The sequence below is a fragment of the Desulfobacterales bacterium genome (assembly GCA_034003325.1).
Classification (GTDB): Bacteria; Desulfobacterota; Desulfobacteria; order Desulfobacterales; family JAFDDL01; genus JAVEYW01.
This window is the reverse complement of the sequence record JAVEYW010000027.1, coordinates 15,758-31,813: the sequence shown is the minus strand read 5'-3', so window position 1 is coordinate 31,813 and position 16,056 is coordinate 15,758. Positions and strand designations below refer to the sequence as shown.

Here is a 16,056-nt window from a genome sequence, read left to right as displayed (position 1 = left end):
GTTTTTGAGCATTGTTCTCTCCTTTTTTTGAATTTTTTACTGATACAAAAGAACAATGTATTTATAGCATAACAGATTGTATTTTTAAAGTATTAACGCATTTAAGTTCCTTAAGGAAACGGCATTGCTCATTATCTCTTTAATATCTTTTTAAGTTTTTCATAGTCGTAATTATTGGATAGAATTAGAAGTCCGCGCGCAACGGCGGAATTCATCTTTTCCACTTGAGCAATCAGCATTTTTAACTTGACCATTTCGCCGGCTTCGACGGCCTGTTGCATGGACTGCACCAGTTCCACAGGAAGTAATGCCAAGTCCTCGCTCGTGAGAGATCGACTTGGGGCACCCCGTGTATCGCTGGTTTCTTCGGCGGTATACTCATAACGAAGACCTATCAGTTTTTCAAGCATTTCTAGGAGCTCGCCTCGATCCACTGGTCTTCGTATATAGCCATCCACACCCGTCGCCAGAATTGCTTTCTCATCATCTTCAAAGGCGCTGGCTGTTACCGCAATAATGGGGATCGTGCGATTTTTTTCAGAGGCCTTGATCCATATAGTTGCCTCATAGCCGTTCATGACCGGCATCCGAAGATCCATGAGGATTGCATGCGGGCTAAATTTTTCAAGGAAATCTATGGCTTCTTGTCCATTTACCGCTTCCGCGATTTCGAAGCCCAAAGGCTGCAGTATGGCGCGCAGCAGATCGCGGTTGTCCTTATGGTCATCAACTACAAGAATGTGAAATGGCCCTGTTCCAGGCGCAAGGTGCAGAATTGACCGCATTTTTTCTTTAATCGGGGTCTCCACCATGATGTCGGCTCGAGCCACTGGAACCTGGAAACAAAAACAAGTGCCTTTGCTCAACGAGCTTTTAACCGTGATCGTTCCGCCCATCAGCTCAATTAGACGCTTGCTGATCGTAAGACCCAACCCAGTGCCTCCAGCCTTTATTCCTGCTTCCGATTGTGCAAATGCGTCAAAAATAGAATCCAATTCAGCATCCACAATTCCAGGACCTGTGTCTTCCACATCCACCTGTAGCCGCATCCCTCCTTGGTTTTGTATAACATCTTCTGTGGCTGTATCGACCTTTACCCGCAACCAAATTTTTCCGGTTTTTGTAAATTTCAAGGCGTTGCTCATCAAATTGATAATTACCTGCCTCAATTTGCCGTTATCCACATTTATGCTCCACGACACACTCTTCTTCCTTTCCACAATGAGCTGCAGCCCTTTCTCTTCGACTTGGGAGCGGAACATCATGTCGATGTCGTCCAGAAGGTGGTCTAAGCGGCAGTTTGTCATATTCAATTGAGACCTGCCGGCCTCGATTCGGGATAGCTGTAAAATGTCGTTAACGAGGCTTAGAAGGTGCTGGCCGCTACGTATAATGGTCTGCATCTGTTCGGCCTGTCTATCTGTAAGGGTTGGGTCTTGAACCAAGATCTGGGCAAAACCCAGAATGGCGTTGAGGGGTGTCCGAATTTCATGACTCATGTTGGCCACAAAAGCGCTTTTAGCTTCGCTGGCTTGTTCCGCCACGATACGAAAAATCCGGTCTTGTTCTGCTTTTTTTCGCTCGGAGATGTTGGTCCAAGCGCCTATCAACTCCGTCGGATTCCCGCACTTATCACATAAGAGTCTTAATTCATCGTGCACCCAGATCACGTCTCCGTTCTTCTTAAGGAATCGATATTCTTGTGTCACCCGGCCTTTGGCCAAAACACTGGCCGATTTGGATATCGCCTGCTTGCGGTCATCCGCGTGCAGATTATCGCGCCACCAGTTGGGCGTGAGCACCTCTTCGCTGCGATATCCCATCAGGGAAATAATGTTCGAACTTACCCAGGTAGGGGCAAAACTCACATCAAGTGTGTAGGCGACAGTCGGATTGACGGAGAAAAGGTAGGCCAAGCGTTGCTCACTTTTACGGAGTTTTTCATCGGCCAGTTTTCGATCGGATATGTCTTTTATATAGCCATGCCATAAAATACTGTTATCCTTTAATTTTTCTGGGGTGGCGATTCCTTCGACCCAGATACTTTGACCGGTTGGCAAAATGGTTCTATATTCATCATGCCAGACTGTCAGCTTTTCGGCGGATTCGGCTATTTTTTTGGCAACCCGTTCTCTGTCTTCAGGGTGCACCGCATCAAATACGGCGGAGGCATCTTCGACGACATCGTCTGGCGAAACGCCGTATATCTTATTAATACCATGGCTTGCAAATGGAAAATGGGAAGTTCCATCCGGTCTTATCCGGAATTGGTAAATTAGCCCGGGAATATGAATCGCAACCTTTAATAATCGATCTGTTACGGCATTTTTTTCATCTTCTATCCGCTTACGCTCGGAGATATCCCGGATGACAACCTGGATAGCCGGTTTTCCCTTAAAAATGATCGGCACCCCCGCGCCTTCGACCTCAATGACCGTGCCGTCTAAACGGATGAGCTTCTGCTCCAGTGTCTGTGATTTTTGACCGGCATCGGCAATTCTGCAAATGCGATTGATAACGGTTTGTCGAAAATCCGGGTGAATGATGTCCAGGATCGGCTTTCCAATAAAGTCGGCGGGGCTGGAACCGCCCAAAAGCCGTGCGCCGGTGTCATTCATGAAGACCCATTTTCCTTCACAGTGAATGCCAATCAAATCCGGCGAGAGCTCCACCAAAGAACGGTACAGACGTTCATTCTCCAGCAGTTTTTCTTCGGTTTTTTTGCGGTTAGTGATGTCGCGGATCGAATGAACACTGCAAATCAATGCGCCTGAGTCATCACGAAGGGGTGTCACCGAAACATCCAGGACGCCTCCTATATGGGGCTCTTGCATTTCAGTGGCATGTGGCTGACCATCTGCAAGCATTTGCCGGTGCGGACAAGCAGGGTGAGGTTCTGATGTGCCGTGTATATACTCATAACAAAATTTGCCGACGAGGTCACGTGGATGCAGTCCAAGCCGATCAGCCAGAGCACGGTTTCCGCGGATAATCCGGTAATCGGTGCCCAAGATTGCAATCATGTCGGGCACGGCGTCATAAGTCTTCTCCCAATCTTTTTTAGCGTGCGCCAAGGCCTCGGTCCGCTCCCTTACTCGCTGCTCAAGGCTTTCATTGAGACTAAGGATTTCCTGCTGGGCTCGCCGTTGATCCGTGACGTCCCGAAACACCATCACCACGCCCGTCAATCTGCCATGAATGTCTCGGATCGGCGCTGCACTGTCATCAATCAAATATTGTGTGCCGTCTCGGGCAATCAGTGCGGTGTGGTTGGCAAGGCCCCTGATTTCTCCGGTGGCAAGGACCGCATCAATGGGTATCGCGGCGGGTTGCCGAGTTTCTTCATTGATAATGTGAAAGATCTCGGCTATGGGGCGTTCACGAGCCTCTGAAAGACGCCAGCCTGTCAGGCGTTCCGCAACAGGGTTAAGGGCGGTAACACATCCCAGGGCATCGGTGCTAATCACCGCGTCGCCGATGGAATGTAGGGTGGCAAATAGGTGCGCTTCGCTCCGGCGGAGTTGCAGCGCCGTGTCGCGAGTTCTTTGTTGCGACCAGATCAGGAGGCAAAAGCTTATGCTCAGAAAGATTCCCCCTCCAAGAATAGTCCACGGGAGACTCCGGTCAACACCGGATTGAAACGCCGGCGTGGGGGACAACCGAAGGGTCCAAGCATGGCCTGCCAACTCGACGACCGTCTCTTTTTCTATGTCGTTTAACGCAAGGTGGGGAATGCCAGTTTGGCCTTGGCTGTCAAACAGCAAGGCCTCCGGTGTCGTTTCCCGGCCGTCGAAGATCTGCAAATGTGTAAAAATAAGCCCCTCGGGGAAAATTGCGTTCAGGAAATTCCGGGCAGAGAATGCACTGAAGACATAGCCGTATAAAGCGATACGTCGTTCTTCAACCGTATTGGTAGGAAGGCCCTTTTGGTACACAGGCACGTATATCAGAAATCCCGTTGAGTGACCCTTATCGCCGTCCACTATCAGCGTCACCTTCCCAGACAGGACTGCCTGGCCCGTGTCCCTGGCGCGCTCCATGGCCGCCCGGCGCACTGGCTCCGAGAAGGTGTCGTAACCGAAAGCCCTTTGGTTCTGCGCAGAAAATGGTTCTATATACATAGCGGGCACATATTCTGAACGGTCTCCTTCGGGGAAAACCGTATAGTCAGGAAACCCATCAGCCCGAACCTGCCGGACATGCTCCGTTAACTGTCTGGGCAAAATTCTCGGCGCAAAAATCAACCCCTGTGTGACGCATAAGTATCTATCCAACCTTGCGGCGTTGATGTACGTTCGCCATTCTTCACGGGTAACGAGACCTGAAGCGTCAAAAAGAGCTCTTCCCCCGAGAATAAAATGCTCTTGTTTTTTCACTTCTTGGGTGATGGCGGTAATTTTCTCTTTTGTTCTATAAAAAAACCGTTCTCTATTTTGGTGAATCACAAAATCCAAGGTGAACCGCCATGCGATTAAAGAGACGGACACCCCGATCATTAAGGCGGCAGCTGGCAAGCACAAGTTTCGAAACGCATTGCGGCGCATAGGTATCATTCTAAAATAACCAAAAAAACACAGTGTAGGAAATCAAATTGCTTTGAATGCACTAAATTTGCCAAATATAACCGGTAAAAAAATCAGCAGATATTTCGTTTATAAACACATTTTTTCATGTAAAAAACTGAAATATAAACTATAAGTTCATCCCAAGCCTTCCTTGCTTTGAATTGCGATCGGCCCTTTTTGGACCTGGATAATTCCCCGGGACTTATTGCCAACCCCAACCTCCGACCGATAAATTTAGTCAAAAAAGGGGGGCCATCACCTTATCAACATCCTGCCTCCGAATGCCGCTGCCGGTATTCATCTCCTTAAGAACAGCGTCATCCAACAATGTAAAGCCATCCGCAATCCATTGCAGAGATATGGATGACAGCTTCCAAAGAAGTCGATAACCGCTCATAAAATAAGTTTGCACTGTTGGCACATGCAAAGCCCATATCACGTTCCGTTTGCAGCATCATGTAACCATATAATCTGAATTTTTAATTGGGGAGATTGAAAAAAACAATATCGCTTTTTTTTGATATGTGCTTCCTTAACCTTGGAAATATCGATAGCCGTGGTGATGGAGCCGCACATGCGGAAAAGGGAAATGCAATTCATAAAAAAAATCTAAAACATGACAACATGCTGTATTTCAAAATAAAAAAATATTTATTTTAAAAATACACGAATATATCTACTTTTTTAGTATCCCTTAATTAATCTTTAAATGCAATCGGGAGGCGGCTGAAAAAAAATGTAGGCTGCGGCTTACAATCAGGCAATAACATGTGAAGGTGACGTTGATTATTACTGTGACCTGTTTGTCCTATGTTTTCAGATGATCCAATCCTTTCTCAATAGTATATCGGATCATTTCCGCATCGTTTTTGACATGTAGCTTTTCCCATATTCGAATATGGTAGGTACTGATGGTTTTCGGGCTCAGAGACAGCTCTGAAGCAATTTGGGAGATAGTTTTTCCCGAAACCAAATGTTGTAAGACTGAGTACTCTCTGTCAGATAACCACTTTCCATTACTGTCTTTACGACCAATTTGATTGAGGAGTTGGTCTGCTATGGCATCGCTGGCGTATCGTCCACCCGACAGAATTTTATGAACCGCCTTGATTAAATTCTCAGGGGCAGTTTGTTTATTCAGATAACCATGTGCGCCGGCTTTTAGCACCCGTATGGCCATCTGATCTTCAGGCGCACTGCTTAACACTAAAATGGGCGGTGGAGAATGCATTCGCCGCACCTCTGAGAGTACCTCCAACCCACTCCGCCCAGGCATAAAAATATCTAGAATCAGCAAATTCCACGTCCTCTGCGATAGGCAAAGTAAAGTTTCCGTTGTAGTTGATGCTTCCCCGAAATGTGCATAGGGATACTCTTCGGCGATAATCTGGATGACTCCCCTGCGCAACAATTGATGGTCATCAGCGATAAGAAAGTTCATTCCTTGCCTCATGAATCAGTCTTTTGGAGAAATAAGCGGAATGCAAAGTTCTACAACAGTACCAGATTCAGGTCGACCGCAAATTGAGAATTGCCCTCCCAACAGTAGTGCCCGTTCACGCATGCCCGTCAAACCTATGGACAACGGATTGGTGACAATATTCGGTGAAATCCCGCACCCGTTGTCTTTAACAATTAAAATGCACTGTTTGTTTTGTTCTTGCAACATAATATCAACATGAGTCGCGCCAGCATGTCGTATTACATTGGTTAAGCTCTCTTGCAAAACGCGAAAAACCGTTGTGGCGCCATCCCTGCCGATAGACGGTTGTTCCTCTGGAACAGACACCTGGCATGCGATTCCACTTCGGGCCTGAAAATCCCTTGCCTGCCATTCTACAGCGGCACTTAGTCCAAGACTATCAAGAACTGCCGGCCTTAGTTCCGTAGCAATTTTTTGTACACTTTGGATTACCGTATCCGTTGTCCGCCCCATTTCAGAAATCCTGTCGGCCAAGGATTGTATTTCTATCGAATTTTCATGTCGTTTCAGAACGCGCTGTAACCAAATCACATCAAACTTCAAACGCGTCAATTCCTGTGCCATGACATCATGAATTTCACGAGCAACGTGAATGCGCTCCTGCTCACGACTTACTTGCAAACGAGAAGCCAAGGTGCGCAATTGCTCGCGGGAGCCCCTCAATTCTTTTTCAATCTGATTACGTTCACATATTTCCAGCTGCAATAGCTCATTTTTTTTCTCCAATTCGCGGGTCCGATCTTCAACCAGCCGCTCAAGGTGCTGACGATACGCTTCAAGTTCTAGTTCAATTCGTTTACGGTCAGTTGCATCAAGATATGTACCAGACATACGAGCTGGCCGGCGATCTGCGCCCTTGCCCTCGAAATAGACCCGGCCTCTGACAATGGTCCAGTGCACGGTATTGTCTATCAGATCGAGTCTGAATTCTGTTTCAACAGCTCCGTCGGATCCTGGATCTAAGGCTTGCTTTATTTCTTTGTCGATGCGCTGCCGATCTTCCGGATGGATCATTGCAAGTACATCCTGATAACCCAAAGGTGAACCGACATTTATATCTTTGAACTTCTTGGTTTTATTATCCCAAAAAACTTTTCCTGAGGTAAGTTGGTAATCGAAGGTTCCCATCTGCGCGGATTCAAGAGCAAACCGCAACCGCTCCTCGCTTTCCCTAAGGGCCGTGGTACGTTCGATTACCCGTTTTTCTAGCGTCTCGTTGATTTGTTTTTGCTTTTTAAAAGAAATATCCAAGGCCTGGGACATCTCCCGAAAATTTTCACAGAGGGCTTCTATTTCAATAATTCTGCTTTCAGGCCAATCGATGGTGGTTTCCTCAGTCAGCCGTTCGGGCAGAGATCTCGTCGCGTATTGGAGTTTTCGAACGGTTGAGACGAACCCCTTACTGAACATATGCGCGAGAACCACGGTAAAAGCAGTTAAAAACGATAGCAAGGCCAAGCCCTTGATGCTGAACAACGAAATTTGCTCTACCAACGGCAGGATTGAAGTTTCAGCAATCAGTCGCCAATCGCATTCCGGGATGATGGGGCAGGTTTTAACCATTATCGATGATCGCCAGCGTTGCATAATGCTGGTGCCGGCCGGCGCCTCCGGAACCCAATGGAAGGTTTTAGGCGATTCTTGTCCAGGGCTCACAGGATAGGGCGGTTGGAAAACCTCCATGATCTTTTGATCGGTATGCGAGCTGGCAATCACCTGAAACTTGGCGTCTACCAACGTGAAGTGGATGTATTCTTGAGCAGCCAACTGTTTGATATCACTTATTAGACCGGAGATATCGATAACGCCGCTGACATATCCCTTGTAGTTTCCATCAATCACAATAGGGGCAAGTAGCATGGCTATTGGAACAGGGTTTCCAAGCTTCCCCATCATCACATCGGGTATAAAGGGTTGTTTCTTTCTTTTCATTATTGAGATATACGGCCGATCAGAAAAATCAACTCCCAACGTGGATCTCCCTTCCACCATCATGGGTGCATAAGCAACGGTTGTTGCTTGCCGGTTCAGAACGCCTATCTTAGAAAAGGCGGGGGCGGAGGATTTAAACATGTCGACATAGTGCTGCATGACGGAAGCGGGCGTTTTATCTGGATCTCCCACTAAAACCGAGAGGGTATGAATAACTTGATGATTTCCTTTGATCCAATTTGCAAGGCTCTTTTGTGCAATGGTGGTTGATGCAGAAAGCTTATCTATCATCATTGCCGTCTCATGTTTTAGATATAGTCTCATGCCAATGACCAAAAACAGCATGGCGGGAACAATCACAAATGACACCATTGTGACAAAAATGGCCTGTGAATAACCAATTCGCTTGGGGCGGGACCTGCGGCCTTTTTTGAGCAAAAGAAAAACAATAGTCGCGATCAGGCAATTGAAAATGCCATTCATAGCTTGCTTGAGCATTATTAGAAAGGTGCTCTGAAGTTGAATCGCCATGACATGGTGGTAGAAAAAATAGACCAAGGGCATACCGATGAATGCCCAATAGGTCATATTACTAATGATCGGATCCCCTCTGCGCCTGTTGACGCTAACGGCAACAAAGGCGGCTTCTGCTGTCATGATGATAATGGCCCAAGGGTGATTCCAAAGAAAAAAGGTACAGGTCGCGGCGACGAAACCTGTAATGATCCCAAATAGTTCGCCCAACAATAGGATTGCAAGCATCACAAAAAAAGAGCCCATCAGAAAATCTACATTAAAGAACAGCTCGAAATTAAACCAATTCGCAAAAAACCCCATCAGGCCTAAACAAATACAAGCTGCAATGTCGTACAAAGGTTTCCGATTCATTGGCTATCCTTATTGTAGAATCCTAAATTTCTATCCGAATTTTGCATCTTAAGCCATAAAGCGGAAACCATCTGGGGATCCTGTTTTAGGGCGGTGAGAGCCTTCCACCTTAAAGACAGAGGGTACCCAAATGGCAAAGTAGAGTAAATCAAAAAAGCGACAAAACCGCAAGGACAAAGGATTTAACAGGAAAAAGGATTCAACGAAAGTGGCGGCAGGGCCAGAAAAATCAACGCTTCAACGCCACACGAGACGTGCAGCGAGCAGCTAAGCCCATTTGGCGGGTTTCTATCGATGGTCAAATTTTTTGACTTGATCGTTTTCAGTCAAATATTTCACGCCATCTATCGAGCGCCAACCAGGGAACCCGAGCTGGGCCACTACCCGATGGCATTGCGGCTTTTTCCGGTTGGAGCGATTGCCAGTGGCCAGCACTTTTCTATCGGTATGTGGACAGCCTGGGCGTCAATCAGACACTGTCCCTCCTTCAAGGCCATGGCCGGCTTGCGCGAACGAGTATGGAAGCTGCTAGAGCCGAATTATTATCGAATTTGCATCGATATCGACACCACCGTCGAGACACTCTGCGGCGACACTGCAAGGGCGACTGCAGTTTCGTTGGCCGTCATGCCCTGTTCGTAAAATTCAATAGCCTTTTGGTTGGTGAAGCGTTAAACCATTATCAGCTTGCCTCCTGCTTTGACTTTGCGTTTATCCTTGTTTTCTGGACTTTTGTTGGTCCGGTTGCCGACGCGAGCACCTTCCCCGGGTCAAGCCCAAGCGCTGTTATCCAATTCGCCATTTTGGCCTGGCACATCCAGCACAACTTCGTATTTGCGTTCACTTCAACGGCCCTCGCGTCAATCGTTTTGTCGCAGAAATAGCACCCGCCGGCGGCTTCCTGATAGTTTTTGTCAATCATGTCAAACCAGGGTGTTTTTTCAAACTCGTCACCCGGCTCTCCATATTTCTCAATACCAAGGCCACATCGAACCTCGGCCTCGACCCATCGAATAAAAAACGCAAGGATGGTTCGCTCTGCTTCCGGGCCCAGACTGCGGATCAAATTGATCGTGTCCATAAGGTCGGCCGCGAACTCCTGGCTTGCGCGGTTATCGATAACGTCATTTAAATTAATAACTTTTTTTTCTATTTCACGTTCACGCTTTTCGGCTTCATGCGTATCGTTGTTTTTCAATGTGTTTTCCTTTAGTTGGGCTTCTCCGTGCGCGTAGGGTTGCGGTGGTTTGACGATTATGTTTTTGTATAGATTTTTTTTGACAAATAATCAACTCGTCAAGCCACCTCGCCGGTCAGTGGGTTCTTAAACCCAGGCATCGAAACGACCATGCCGACGACGAGGTCAATAAATCGATGGTACCGTTCCAAGCCAAAACATAATAATTTATCCGCGAAGTTTTCACCTCCGTTGACCATATCGCTGGCGCATTCTATGATGAGCCGTTCAGTGTCGCGTTGTAATGATTCTGCTACGAGCGCCGGACATTTCCAGCGGCCTTCTGCCCCTGGGATATCCTCGATTTCGTATCCTGCTTTGATAAGCGCAGCCTTTAAATCTGCAAAATAATCCTTGGATTCTGAGTCCGACATCAGATATGTGAGCTTCAGGTCTGTGATTCTTTCGTCATCGATGCCATCTTGGAAACTTCTTGTGTCTTTCCATTTCGGATCGACATAGTATTTTGCCGTTTCGAGAAGGTGCCGTTGAATGCTGTCAACTTTTTCCCGGTGGACTTCGGCATAGGCTCGGGCCATGAGATAGGCGTTCACCGCGCTTTTTACGCTTTCCGGTATTGTCGGCATCCCCGGAGGGGTCGCATTGGTTTTGGTTTCCATATCATTTGCCATCATTCACCGCCTTTCACGCCTGACAAGTTAAACACGATCCCCAGGCAATAAGTTTTTCCATCTTCCATTATACTGAATGTCGCATGGGGGATATCGGTTTTGTAAACCCATGAAATATCCCATCCGGGTGGAGCCCATATCGCCTCAATAACTGCAGCTTTGTTTTTAATCTCTTTAAAATACGGGCACGACTCTTCATGGCATGCGTTTTGGAGCAACCCTTTACCGGTTAGGTATGCCTTGCCGCCATCGAAGCAGTCAACCTCGTCATCAATTGCGCCCTTGAATATCATTAAATCGTCACTGGCGCCGAAAACGACGACGAGATCTTTGTTCGCGGCAAGGATGTTTTCGATTCCGTCGCTGATTTCATCATGAATCTCTCTGTGATCAAGCATTTCGGCGAGATCTTCTTTGGTAATTAGCATCGCATCGGTCCTTTCTTTTAATAAAAATCCGTTATCTCCCCTTTTTTATGCCGTTGACTACTATCCTCCGGTGCGCCCATCTTTCAAGATCCCATGCGCCTACACCGTAATTCGCGCACAGGATAATCGAGGCTACTGTAAAAAGAAGACAGGAGATCCGATAGCCAATAGGCAAAACCAGCAGGAAGGCAGAGACCGCCGAAACGATCGCGATCACGAACATCACTCCGGACAAAAAAGCTTTTCCAGTAATTGTTTTCATGCGTTTATCACTCCTCCATTTCCAGGTATCAATAGGTGTTACCCGCGCTGTTATTTAATTTTCAATTACAAGCATTGCCACATTCACATTCGTCCCAGCCGAAGCGAAACTTCCAGTCGGCAGGTCCAACCAATATCCCCCTGACTCCTCGGCCAGCGGTATAAGCTTTTCACGTTGCCTTGGCCCATTCGCGCATAATGCGATCAGGCGGCTGTTATTAAACAAGAATTGCAGCGCGTGAAGGATGTGCTTGATGTCCTCTCCATTGGCAAATGGCGGGTTCATAATCACTCGGTCAAATCTCCCGAGGGTTTCCGGTGTGCATTTCAAAAAATCATCATGCACAATGTGAAGGCCAGACACACCGCACCTTGCCAGTGCTTCAACAGCTGCATGGTTTATTTCAACCGCTACCTTCTCGGGCGCTGAGCCTATCGCCTTGAGAAGGTTCCCGGTGCCGGCGGATGGTTCGAGAACTCGGTGCTCGCCGCGGATATCGGCAGCCTCCACCATTTTCTTGGCAATCTCCAGGGGCGTTGGAAACAACTGAGGGGCCGACACGACCCTTACGCCACCATTGCGAAGGGCGTCTTTCATATCATCGAATATGGTCTTCTCTGGCTCAGAATAATGGCCAGTTGGTTTTCTGGCGTTCTCCATCTTTGCCGCTGGTATTTCAACGGCCGGTTTCAGTATCTCCGCAGCCGGGTGTTTGACTTTCGCGTCAGAGATAAAAACCTTAACCCAGCCCCATTGTTTTTCGGTCACGGCACCATGTTTCCGACCGATAAACCCATCAACGACTCTGATTCGGTGCCGTTCAACGCCCGGCTGGTTAACGACAGCAGAGCTTTTGTGATCTTGGTATACAGCCTTAAATTCAGCCTGTGTCATGACTGCACATTTTTCAGTTTCATAATTGCACATAGGCGGCAACTTGGTCACGGCCTTGACCTTCTCAATGTCCGCTTCTGCCGGCGGGGTATAGTCTTGAACCTCTTCAACGTTAACTTTCGTTGGGTAACTCTTGCTGAATAAAGACAGCGAAGTTATTACGCCGTCTTTCCTGTTGATTTTCTTGATGACGTTCCATCCCCATCGGTGCTTCACCTGCCCGCCGATTTGAAAATCAAATGCGTCCGCCTTGAGCCCGCCCTGTTCTTCCAGCATGGCGCGTTCATATATCAGGCGGTTTTCGTAATGCGAGAGCCACCTGTCACAGAAATTAATCGTATTTCGATAGGCGGGCACAATCAGGTCTCTGGCTTGTTCTGGTGTGATGATTTTCCCATCAAGTGCGCTCCATAATCCCATGTCTCCTTCATATTGGCTGACCGGTGGTTCTCTTGGATACTCTGCCAGTGGGAATTTAAAAGATGAGTAGCTGATGTCACTGAGGGCGAGCGCCCGGTCGAGTGTCAGCTCCTTGTCCGGGTCGGTCCATGCCGCAAGATACTTTTCGGCATTATTTTTCGTCCGTTCTGAGGCCCGCTTGTCGGCTTCAATTTTCTTGATTCGCCTGGCTCGCACATCCGGGCGCTCTTTATATTTCGCATGCCGCAGCGCTCCGGCGGCCCGAGACTTCCAGTATTTTGATGTTTCCCACATCTTGACGGCTTTGCGCATGCCGTTTTCGATTTTCTCGGCATGTTTTCGCGCGTGTTTTTCGGAATGGTGCCCGACGAGGATCGGTTGCCCGAGCGGGATGTTGTCTGCAATTGCAGAAACCTGTTTTCGTGCGGATTCTGCATCGGCAGCCCGGTTACTGCTATAATCACTAAACCGGTCGGCCCGCTCTTCCGCTCGTTCGACCAGGCCGGTGTCCTCGTCGCCGATTTCGCCGCACATTTCAATAAGCAGGTCCTCTCGATGAGGGGTCCACATGTGAGCGACAAAAAGTTCTTGTTTCGGTGCCCATTTGAAACCGGCGGCTTTCACTCGATTATAATCTTCTTTGTCGAGGCGATAGGCCGGGTATAGGCGGAGGGAGTTGTCATCTGGTGAGTACGTGGCTGTGTGGTCCATATAGTTCTACGCTCCTGTTTTAATTCAAAGTTGTTTTAAATCGATTTTAAATTGTTGTTTCGCGTGTGGGTTGTGACAGGAAGGTCTTTTTAAATAGGCTCTACATATAAGGGACGCTTCGCGGGCTAAAATACAACCGGTGTTGCCAAAAAGCTAAAATCTTCCAAACATCCAACAGGTACACTTTCATGAAACTGGTCCAGTGCGTCCTCCTCGTCGTCCGCATCAAAAAAATATTCCCTTACTGAATTTACACCGAATGGACCGGCGGGAAGATCAGCTTGGTCATCCCCATCCGTTAACTCCTCAACCATCTGCGTGCATATGACCTTGTATTTCATTTCTCGGCTCCTTTCAGTCTCTCTGTCCATTCAGTCCATTTTGGTTATAATTTTTTCCCACTGTGATCGCTCGATCGCGTTGTTTCGCGCCGCACCGCATGCACATCGACTGACTTTTATGCTTGATGCATCGGGAGGCGCACTGGCAAATCCAGTATTCCAACGAATAACCATCTTCCGGGTCATTTCGGGGGCTTTCGTCATTGGGCGTCACAATACCCCTCCTTCCAATTCGCAAAGATCGATTGTGTGCTTTTCCCCGTCCTCGTCAAACACATCGAAAACGAGCGCGGATGTATTTGGGCGCTGGGCTTCACGGGCGGCTATTGCTGCCTCCAGTGGAGATTCCGCAAGAACATCAATCTCCCAAACGACATGATATTCTTTTGATGTTTTCATTTTATTTTTTTCGCCTCCATTTGTGGCAAAAAAAGCCCGCCAGTCTTTCAACCAGCGGGCCACATGTTCCGCTCATCATTATTTCCAACACTCCAATCGGTCTTTATCCAAATCAAACGCGATCAAACGCGCATCGGCATAACCGCCGCCGAATATGCACCGAAAGACTCCGATGTAAAAATAAGCGGGTAACAACCCTCAAGAGTACCATTTTCGTCAGTTTTATTATCTACATCCTTGAGCTTAATGATAATCTTGTCGCCGATCCCGTTAATGGCATCGGCCACAAACTTCCCGTTCATGTGCGTAACATACTTCGGTTCAACCTCGTCTCCGGACACAGCGATATTTTCTTTCTCGAACTCTGCCGTGTTCGGGTTAAAGAAGCTCACGTCAAGCCCACCATTGAAGCCCATGCAGATGGCCTTGAAGTCCGCGTCGGCCAGAACATTTGCTTGCCCAACAGTTTTGGACAGACTTGCGAAGTCAATTACGACGCTTCTGTTGTACCCGGAAAAAAGCTCGCTGTATTCGGGGAAGGCGGCCCCTGGATCGTTAATCGCGTAAACTGTGAGGTTCGCGGACGGAACAAACACCTCGATCATTGAGCATGCGCTTGTCGTTTTGACCACCACGTCATCATCCCCTGCAGTCTTGCAGATGGCCGACATCGCACGCTTATCGAAGAACAGGTTTTTCTCTGTGTTAAGATCGTTATCCAGGGTATGTAGCCGGCTTCCGTCTGTCGACACAATTTTCTTGCCAATCGGGTCGAAGAACATATTGACGATATGGCTCCGCGTATCGTTCGCTTCCTGCGGCGGAACGTTCGCGATTTTCGCAAGCTTGTTCCCGGGCAGCCTTGTAACCAAAACGTCTCCGTGGCCCTTATCGTTTTCCGGAAAGTAATCAGGGTTTTCGATAGGCATCGTTTTGAACGAAGCACCTAAAGATAAAAGATATCCGAACGAGCCCGGCCGCTCGCATGCCTCCATTTTTAAATCAATCATGTCGTCCGGCTTTTCGTCCATCGATTCAACCATTTTCAAAAACAGCTTCGGTTCGACACAGAACCGCTCATGGACCGTGATCCACTCGTCTGCCGCCTCAGATATCTCTTTATCTACCGAAGCTTCGAACACCAACGAGATTACGGAAAGGAGATCCTCTCGCTTTGGCTTTGCCGGGAGGGCTTCAGCCTGTTCCTTCGTGAAATAATCCGCGACGAGGTCTTTCATCTGCGCGACGGTTAAGTCCTCAAGATCGTCGCGAGAGATGCGCGCAACAGACTGTTTCGGTTTGATCACTGTTTTCGAAGCTCCGAAAATCGGCAAGTGGACCTCAGCATACACGCTAAAGTTTGTTGCCATTAATTTTTGGTTCTCTCCATCAAACAGGATGGTCTTCACGATCGGGTCCGCCGGGTTCCCGGTGGCCACAAATGGCTTGACCGCCTTGATTGCCTTGACTAAATCGCTTTTCTTGACTTGTGCCATGATAAATCTCCTTTGATTGTGGGTTCGCGGGTTGGTTGTGGGCCGCGTTTGTGTTTCTCCACCCAAAATGGGGGAGCGTCTGCCGCCGGCAATCGTATCCAGCGGCAGAAGTTCGCCCGTTTTGCGTTGACGATTTGTCCATTTAAAGCCGTTTTCTACATCCCCAGCGCCGCGGCCTCTTTCGCATATCCGATCACCACCTCGAAAGGCAGCGCGACACCAACCGCCCGCCCAATGGCTATGGTGGTATTCAGAGCCTCGACGGATACGCAATATTCGTCCGCAACTGTTGCAAGGAAATGATTTATCCGCTCTTTTTCGGTGGACTTTTTCGGTGTGTTGATGATTATGCCCATGGCTTCCTGTTC

At 48.1% G+C, this 16,056-nt stretch carries 13 protein-coding genes; all 13 read right to left on the bottom strand.

All coding sequences use genetic code 11. The features are described 5' to 3' along the window. Positions 1 to 131 precede the first annotated feature (131 nt). Positions 132 to 4,040, bottom strand: a complete 3,909-nt coding sequence (locus RBT11_19750; GenBank protein ID MDX9789019.1) for a PAS domain S-box protein — start codon at positions 4,038 to 4,040, stop codon at positions 132 to 134. A gap of 763 nt (positions 4,041 to 4,803) precedes the next feature. After that, positions 4,804 to 4,962 (bottom strand): hypothetical protein, encoded by a 159-nt coding sequence (locus RBT11_19745; protein MDX9789018.1) that lies wholly within the window; start codon positions 4,960 to 4,962, stop codon positions 4,804 to 4,806. Positions 4,963 to 5,373: 411 nt separating this feature from the next. Then, the gene (locus RBT11_19740) at positions 5,374 to 6,006 is read right to left on the bottom strand and encodes a response regulator transcription factor (GenBank protein MDX9789017.1); all 633 of its coding nucleotides are present in this window, start codon (positions 6,004 to 6,006) and stop codon (positions 5,374 to 5,376) included. 15 nt (positions 6,007 to 6,021) lie between these two features. After that, complete coding sequence (locus RBT11_19735; GenBank protein ID MDX9789016.1) at positions 6,022 to 8,868, bottom strand: histidine kinase; 2,847 nt, start codon at positions 8,866 to 8,868, stop codon at positions 6,022 to 6,024. A gap of 682 nt (positions 8,869 to 9,550) precedes the next feature. Next, entirely contained in the window at positions 9,551 to 10,066 is a 516-nt protein-coding gene (locus RBT11_19730; protein MDX9789015.1) for a hypothetical protein, read from the bottom strand. 98 nt (positions 10,067 to 10,164) lie between these two features. Continuing rightward, a complete protein-coding gene (locus RBT11_19725) occupies positions 10,165 to 10,725 on the bottom strand; it encodes a hypothetical protein (protein ID MDX9789014.1) in 561 nt (186 codons plus the stop codon). 11 nt (positions 10,726 to 10,736) lie between these two features. Further along, positions 10,737 to 11,165 (bottom strand): hypothetical protein, encoded by a 429-nt coding sequence (locus RBT11_19720; protein ID MDX9789013.1) that lies wholly within the window; start codon positions 11,163 to 11,165, stop codon positions 10,737 to 10,739. 31 nt (positions 11,166 to 11,196) lie between these two features. Then, positions 11,197 to 11,427: a hypothetical protein gene (locus tag RBT11_19715; GenBank protein MDX9789012.1), complete on the bottom strand. Its 231-nt coding sequence runs from the start codon at positions 11,425 to 11,427 to the stop codon at positions 11,197 to 11,199. 54 nt (positions 11,428 to 11,481) lie between these two features. Continuing rightward, the gene (locus tag RBT11_19710; protein MDX9789011.1) at positions 11,482 to 13,452 is read right to left on the bottom strand and encodes a DUF3560 domain-containing protein; all 1,971 of its coding nucleotides are present in this window, start codon (positions 13,450 to 13,452) and stop codon (positions 11,482 to 11,484) included. 125 nt (positions 13,453 to 13,577) lie between these two features. Further along, positions 13,578 to 13,793, bottom strand: coding sequence for a hypothetical protein (locus tag RBT11_19705; GenBank protein MDX9789010.1), 216 nt, complete (start codon positions 13,791 to 13,793; stop codon positions 13,578 to 13,580). 210 nt (positions 13,794 to 14,003) lie between these two features. After that, the gene (locus RBT11_19700) at positions 14,004 to 14,192 is read right to left on the bottom strand and encodes a hypothetical protein (protein ID MDX9789009.1); all 189 of its coding nucleotides are present in this window, start codon (positions 14,190 to 14,192) and stop codon (positions 14,004 to 14,006) included. 122 nt (positions 14,193 to 14,314) lie between these two features. Further along, on the bottom strand, positions 14,315 to 15,688 hold the full coding sequence (locus RBT11_19695) for a hypothetical protein (protein ID MDX9789008.1): 1,374 nt from the start codon (positions 15,686 to 15,688) through the stop codon (positions 14,315 to 14,317). Positions 15,689 to 15,843: 155 nt separating this feature from the next. Continuing rightward, positions 15,844 to 16,044: a hypothetical protein gene (locus RBT11_19690; protein ID MDX9789007.1), complete on the bottom strand. Its 201-nt coding sequence runs from the start codon at positions 16,042 to 16,044 to the stop codon at positions 15,844 to 15,846. Between the last annotated feature and the right edge of the window lie 12 nt (positions 16,045 to 16,056).

What these genes read in the sequence shown, in the direction of transcription:
- RBT11_19750 (MDX9789019.1), bottom strand. Translation starts at nt 4,040, where the DNA reads ATGGAGCGCGCCAGGGACACGGGCCAGGCAGTCCTGTCTGGGAAGGTG.
- RBT11_19745 (MDX9789018.1), bottom strand. Translation starts at nt 4,962, where the DNA reads ATGAGCGGTTATCGACTTCTTTGGAAGCTGTCATCCATATCTCTGCAA.
- RBT11_19740 (MDX9789017.1), bottom strand. Translation starts at nt 6,006, where the DNA reads ATGAACTTTCTTATCGCTGATGACCATCAATTGTTGCGCAGGGGAGTC.
- RBT11_19735 (MDX9789016.1), bottom strand. Translation starts at nt 8,868, where the DNA reads ATGAATCGGAAACCTTTGTACGACATTGCAGCTTGTATTTGTTTAGGC.
- RBT11_19725 (MDX9789014.1), bottom strand. Translation starts at nt 10,725, where the DNA reads ATGGAAACCAAAACCAATGCGACCCCTCCGGGGATGCCGACAATACCG.
- RBT11_19720 (MDX9789013.1), bottom strand. Translation starts at nt 11,165, where the DNA reads ATGCTAATTACCAAAGAAGATCTCGCCGAAATGCTTGATCACAGAGAG.
- RBT11_19715 (MDX9789012.1), bottom strand. Translation starts at nt 11,427, where the DNA reads ATGAAAACAATTACTGGAAAAGCTTTTTTGTCCGGAGTGATGTTCGTG.
- RBT11_19710 (MDX9789011.1), bottom strand. Translation starts at nt 13,452, where the DNA reads ATGGACCACACAGCCACGTACTCACCAGATGACAACTCCCTCCGCCTA.
- RBT11_19705 (MDX9789010.1), bottom strand. Translation starts at nt 13,793, where the DNA reads ATGAAATACAAGGTCATATGCACGCAGATGGTTGAGGAGTTAACGGAT.
- RBT11_19700 (MDX9789009.1), bottom strand. Translation starts at nt 14,192, where the DNA reads ATGAAAACATCAAAAGAATATCATGTCGTTTGGGAGATTGATGTTCTT.
- RBT11_19695 (MDX9789008.1), bottom strand. Translation starts at nt 15,688, where the DNA reads ATGGCACAAGTCAAGAAAAGCGATTTAGTCAAGGCAATCAAGGCGGTC.
- RBT11_19690 (MDX9789007.1), bottom strand. Translation starts at nt 16,044, where the DNA reads ATGGGCATAATCATCAACACACCGAAAAAGTCCACCGAAAAAGAGCGG.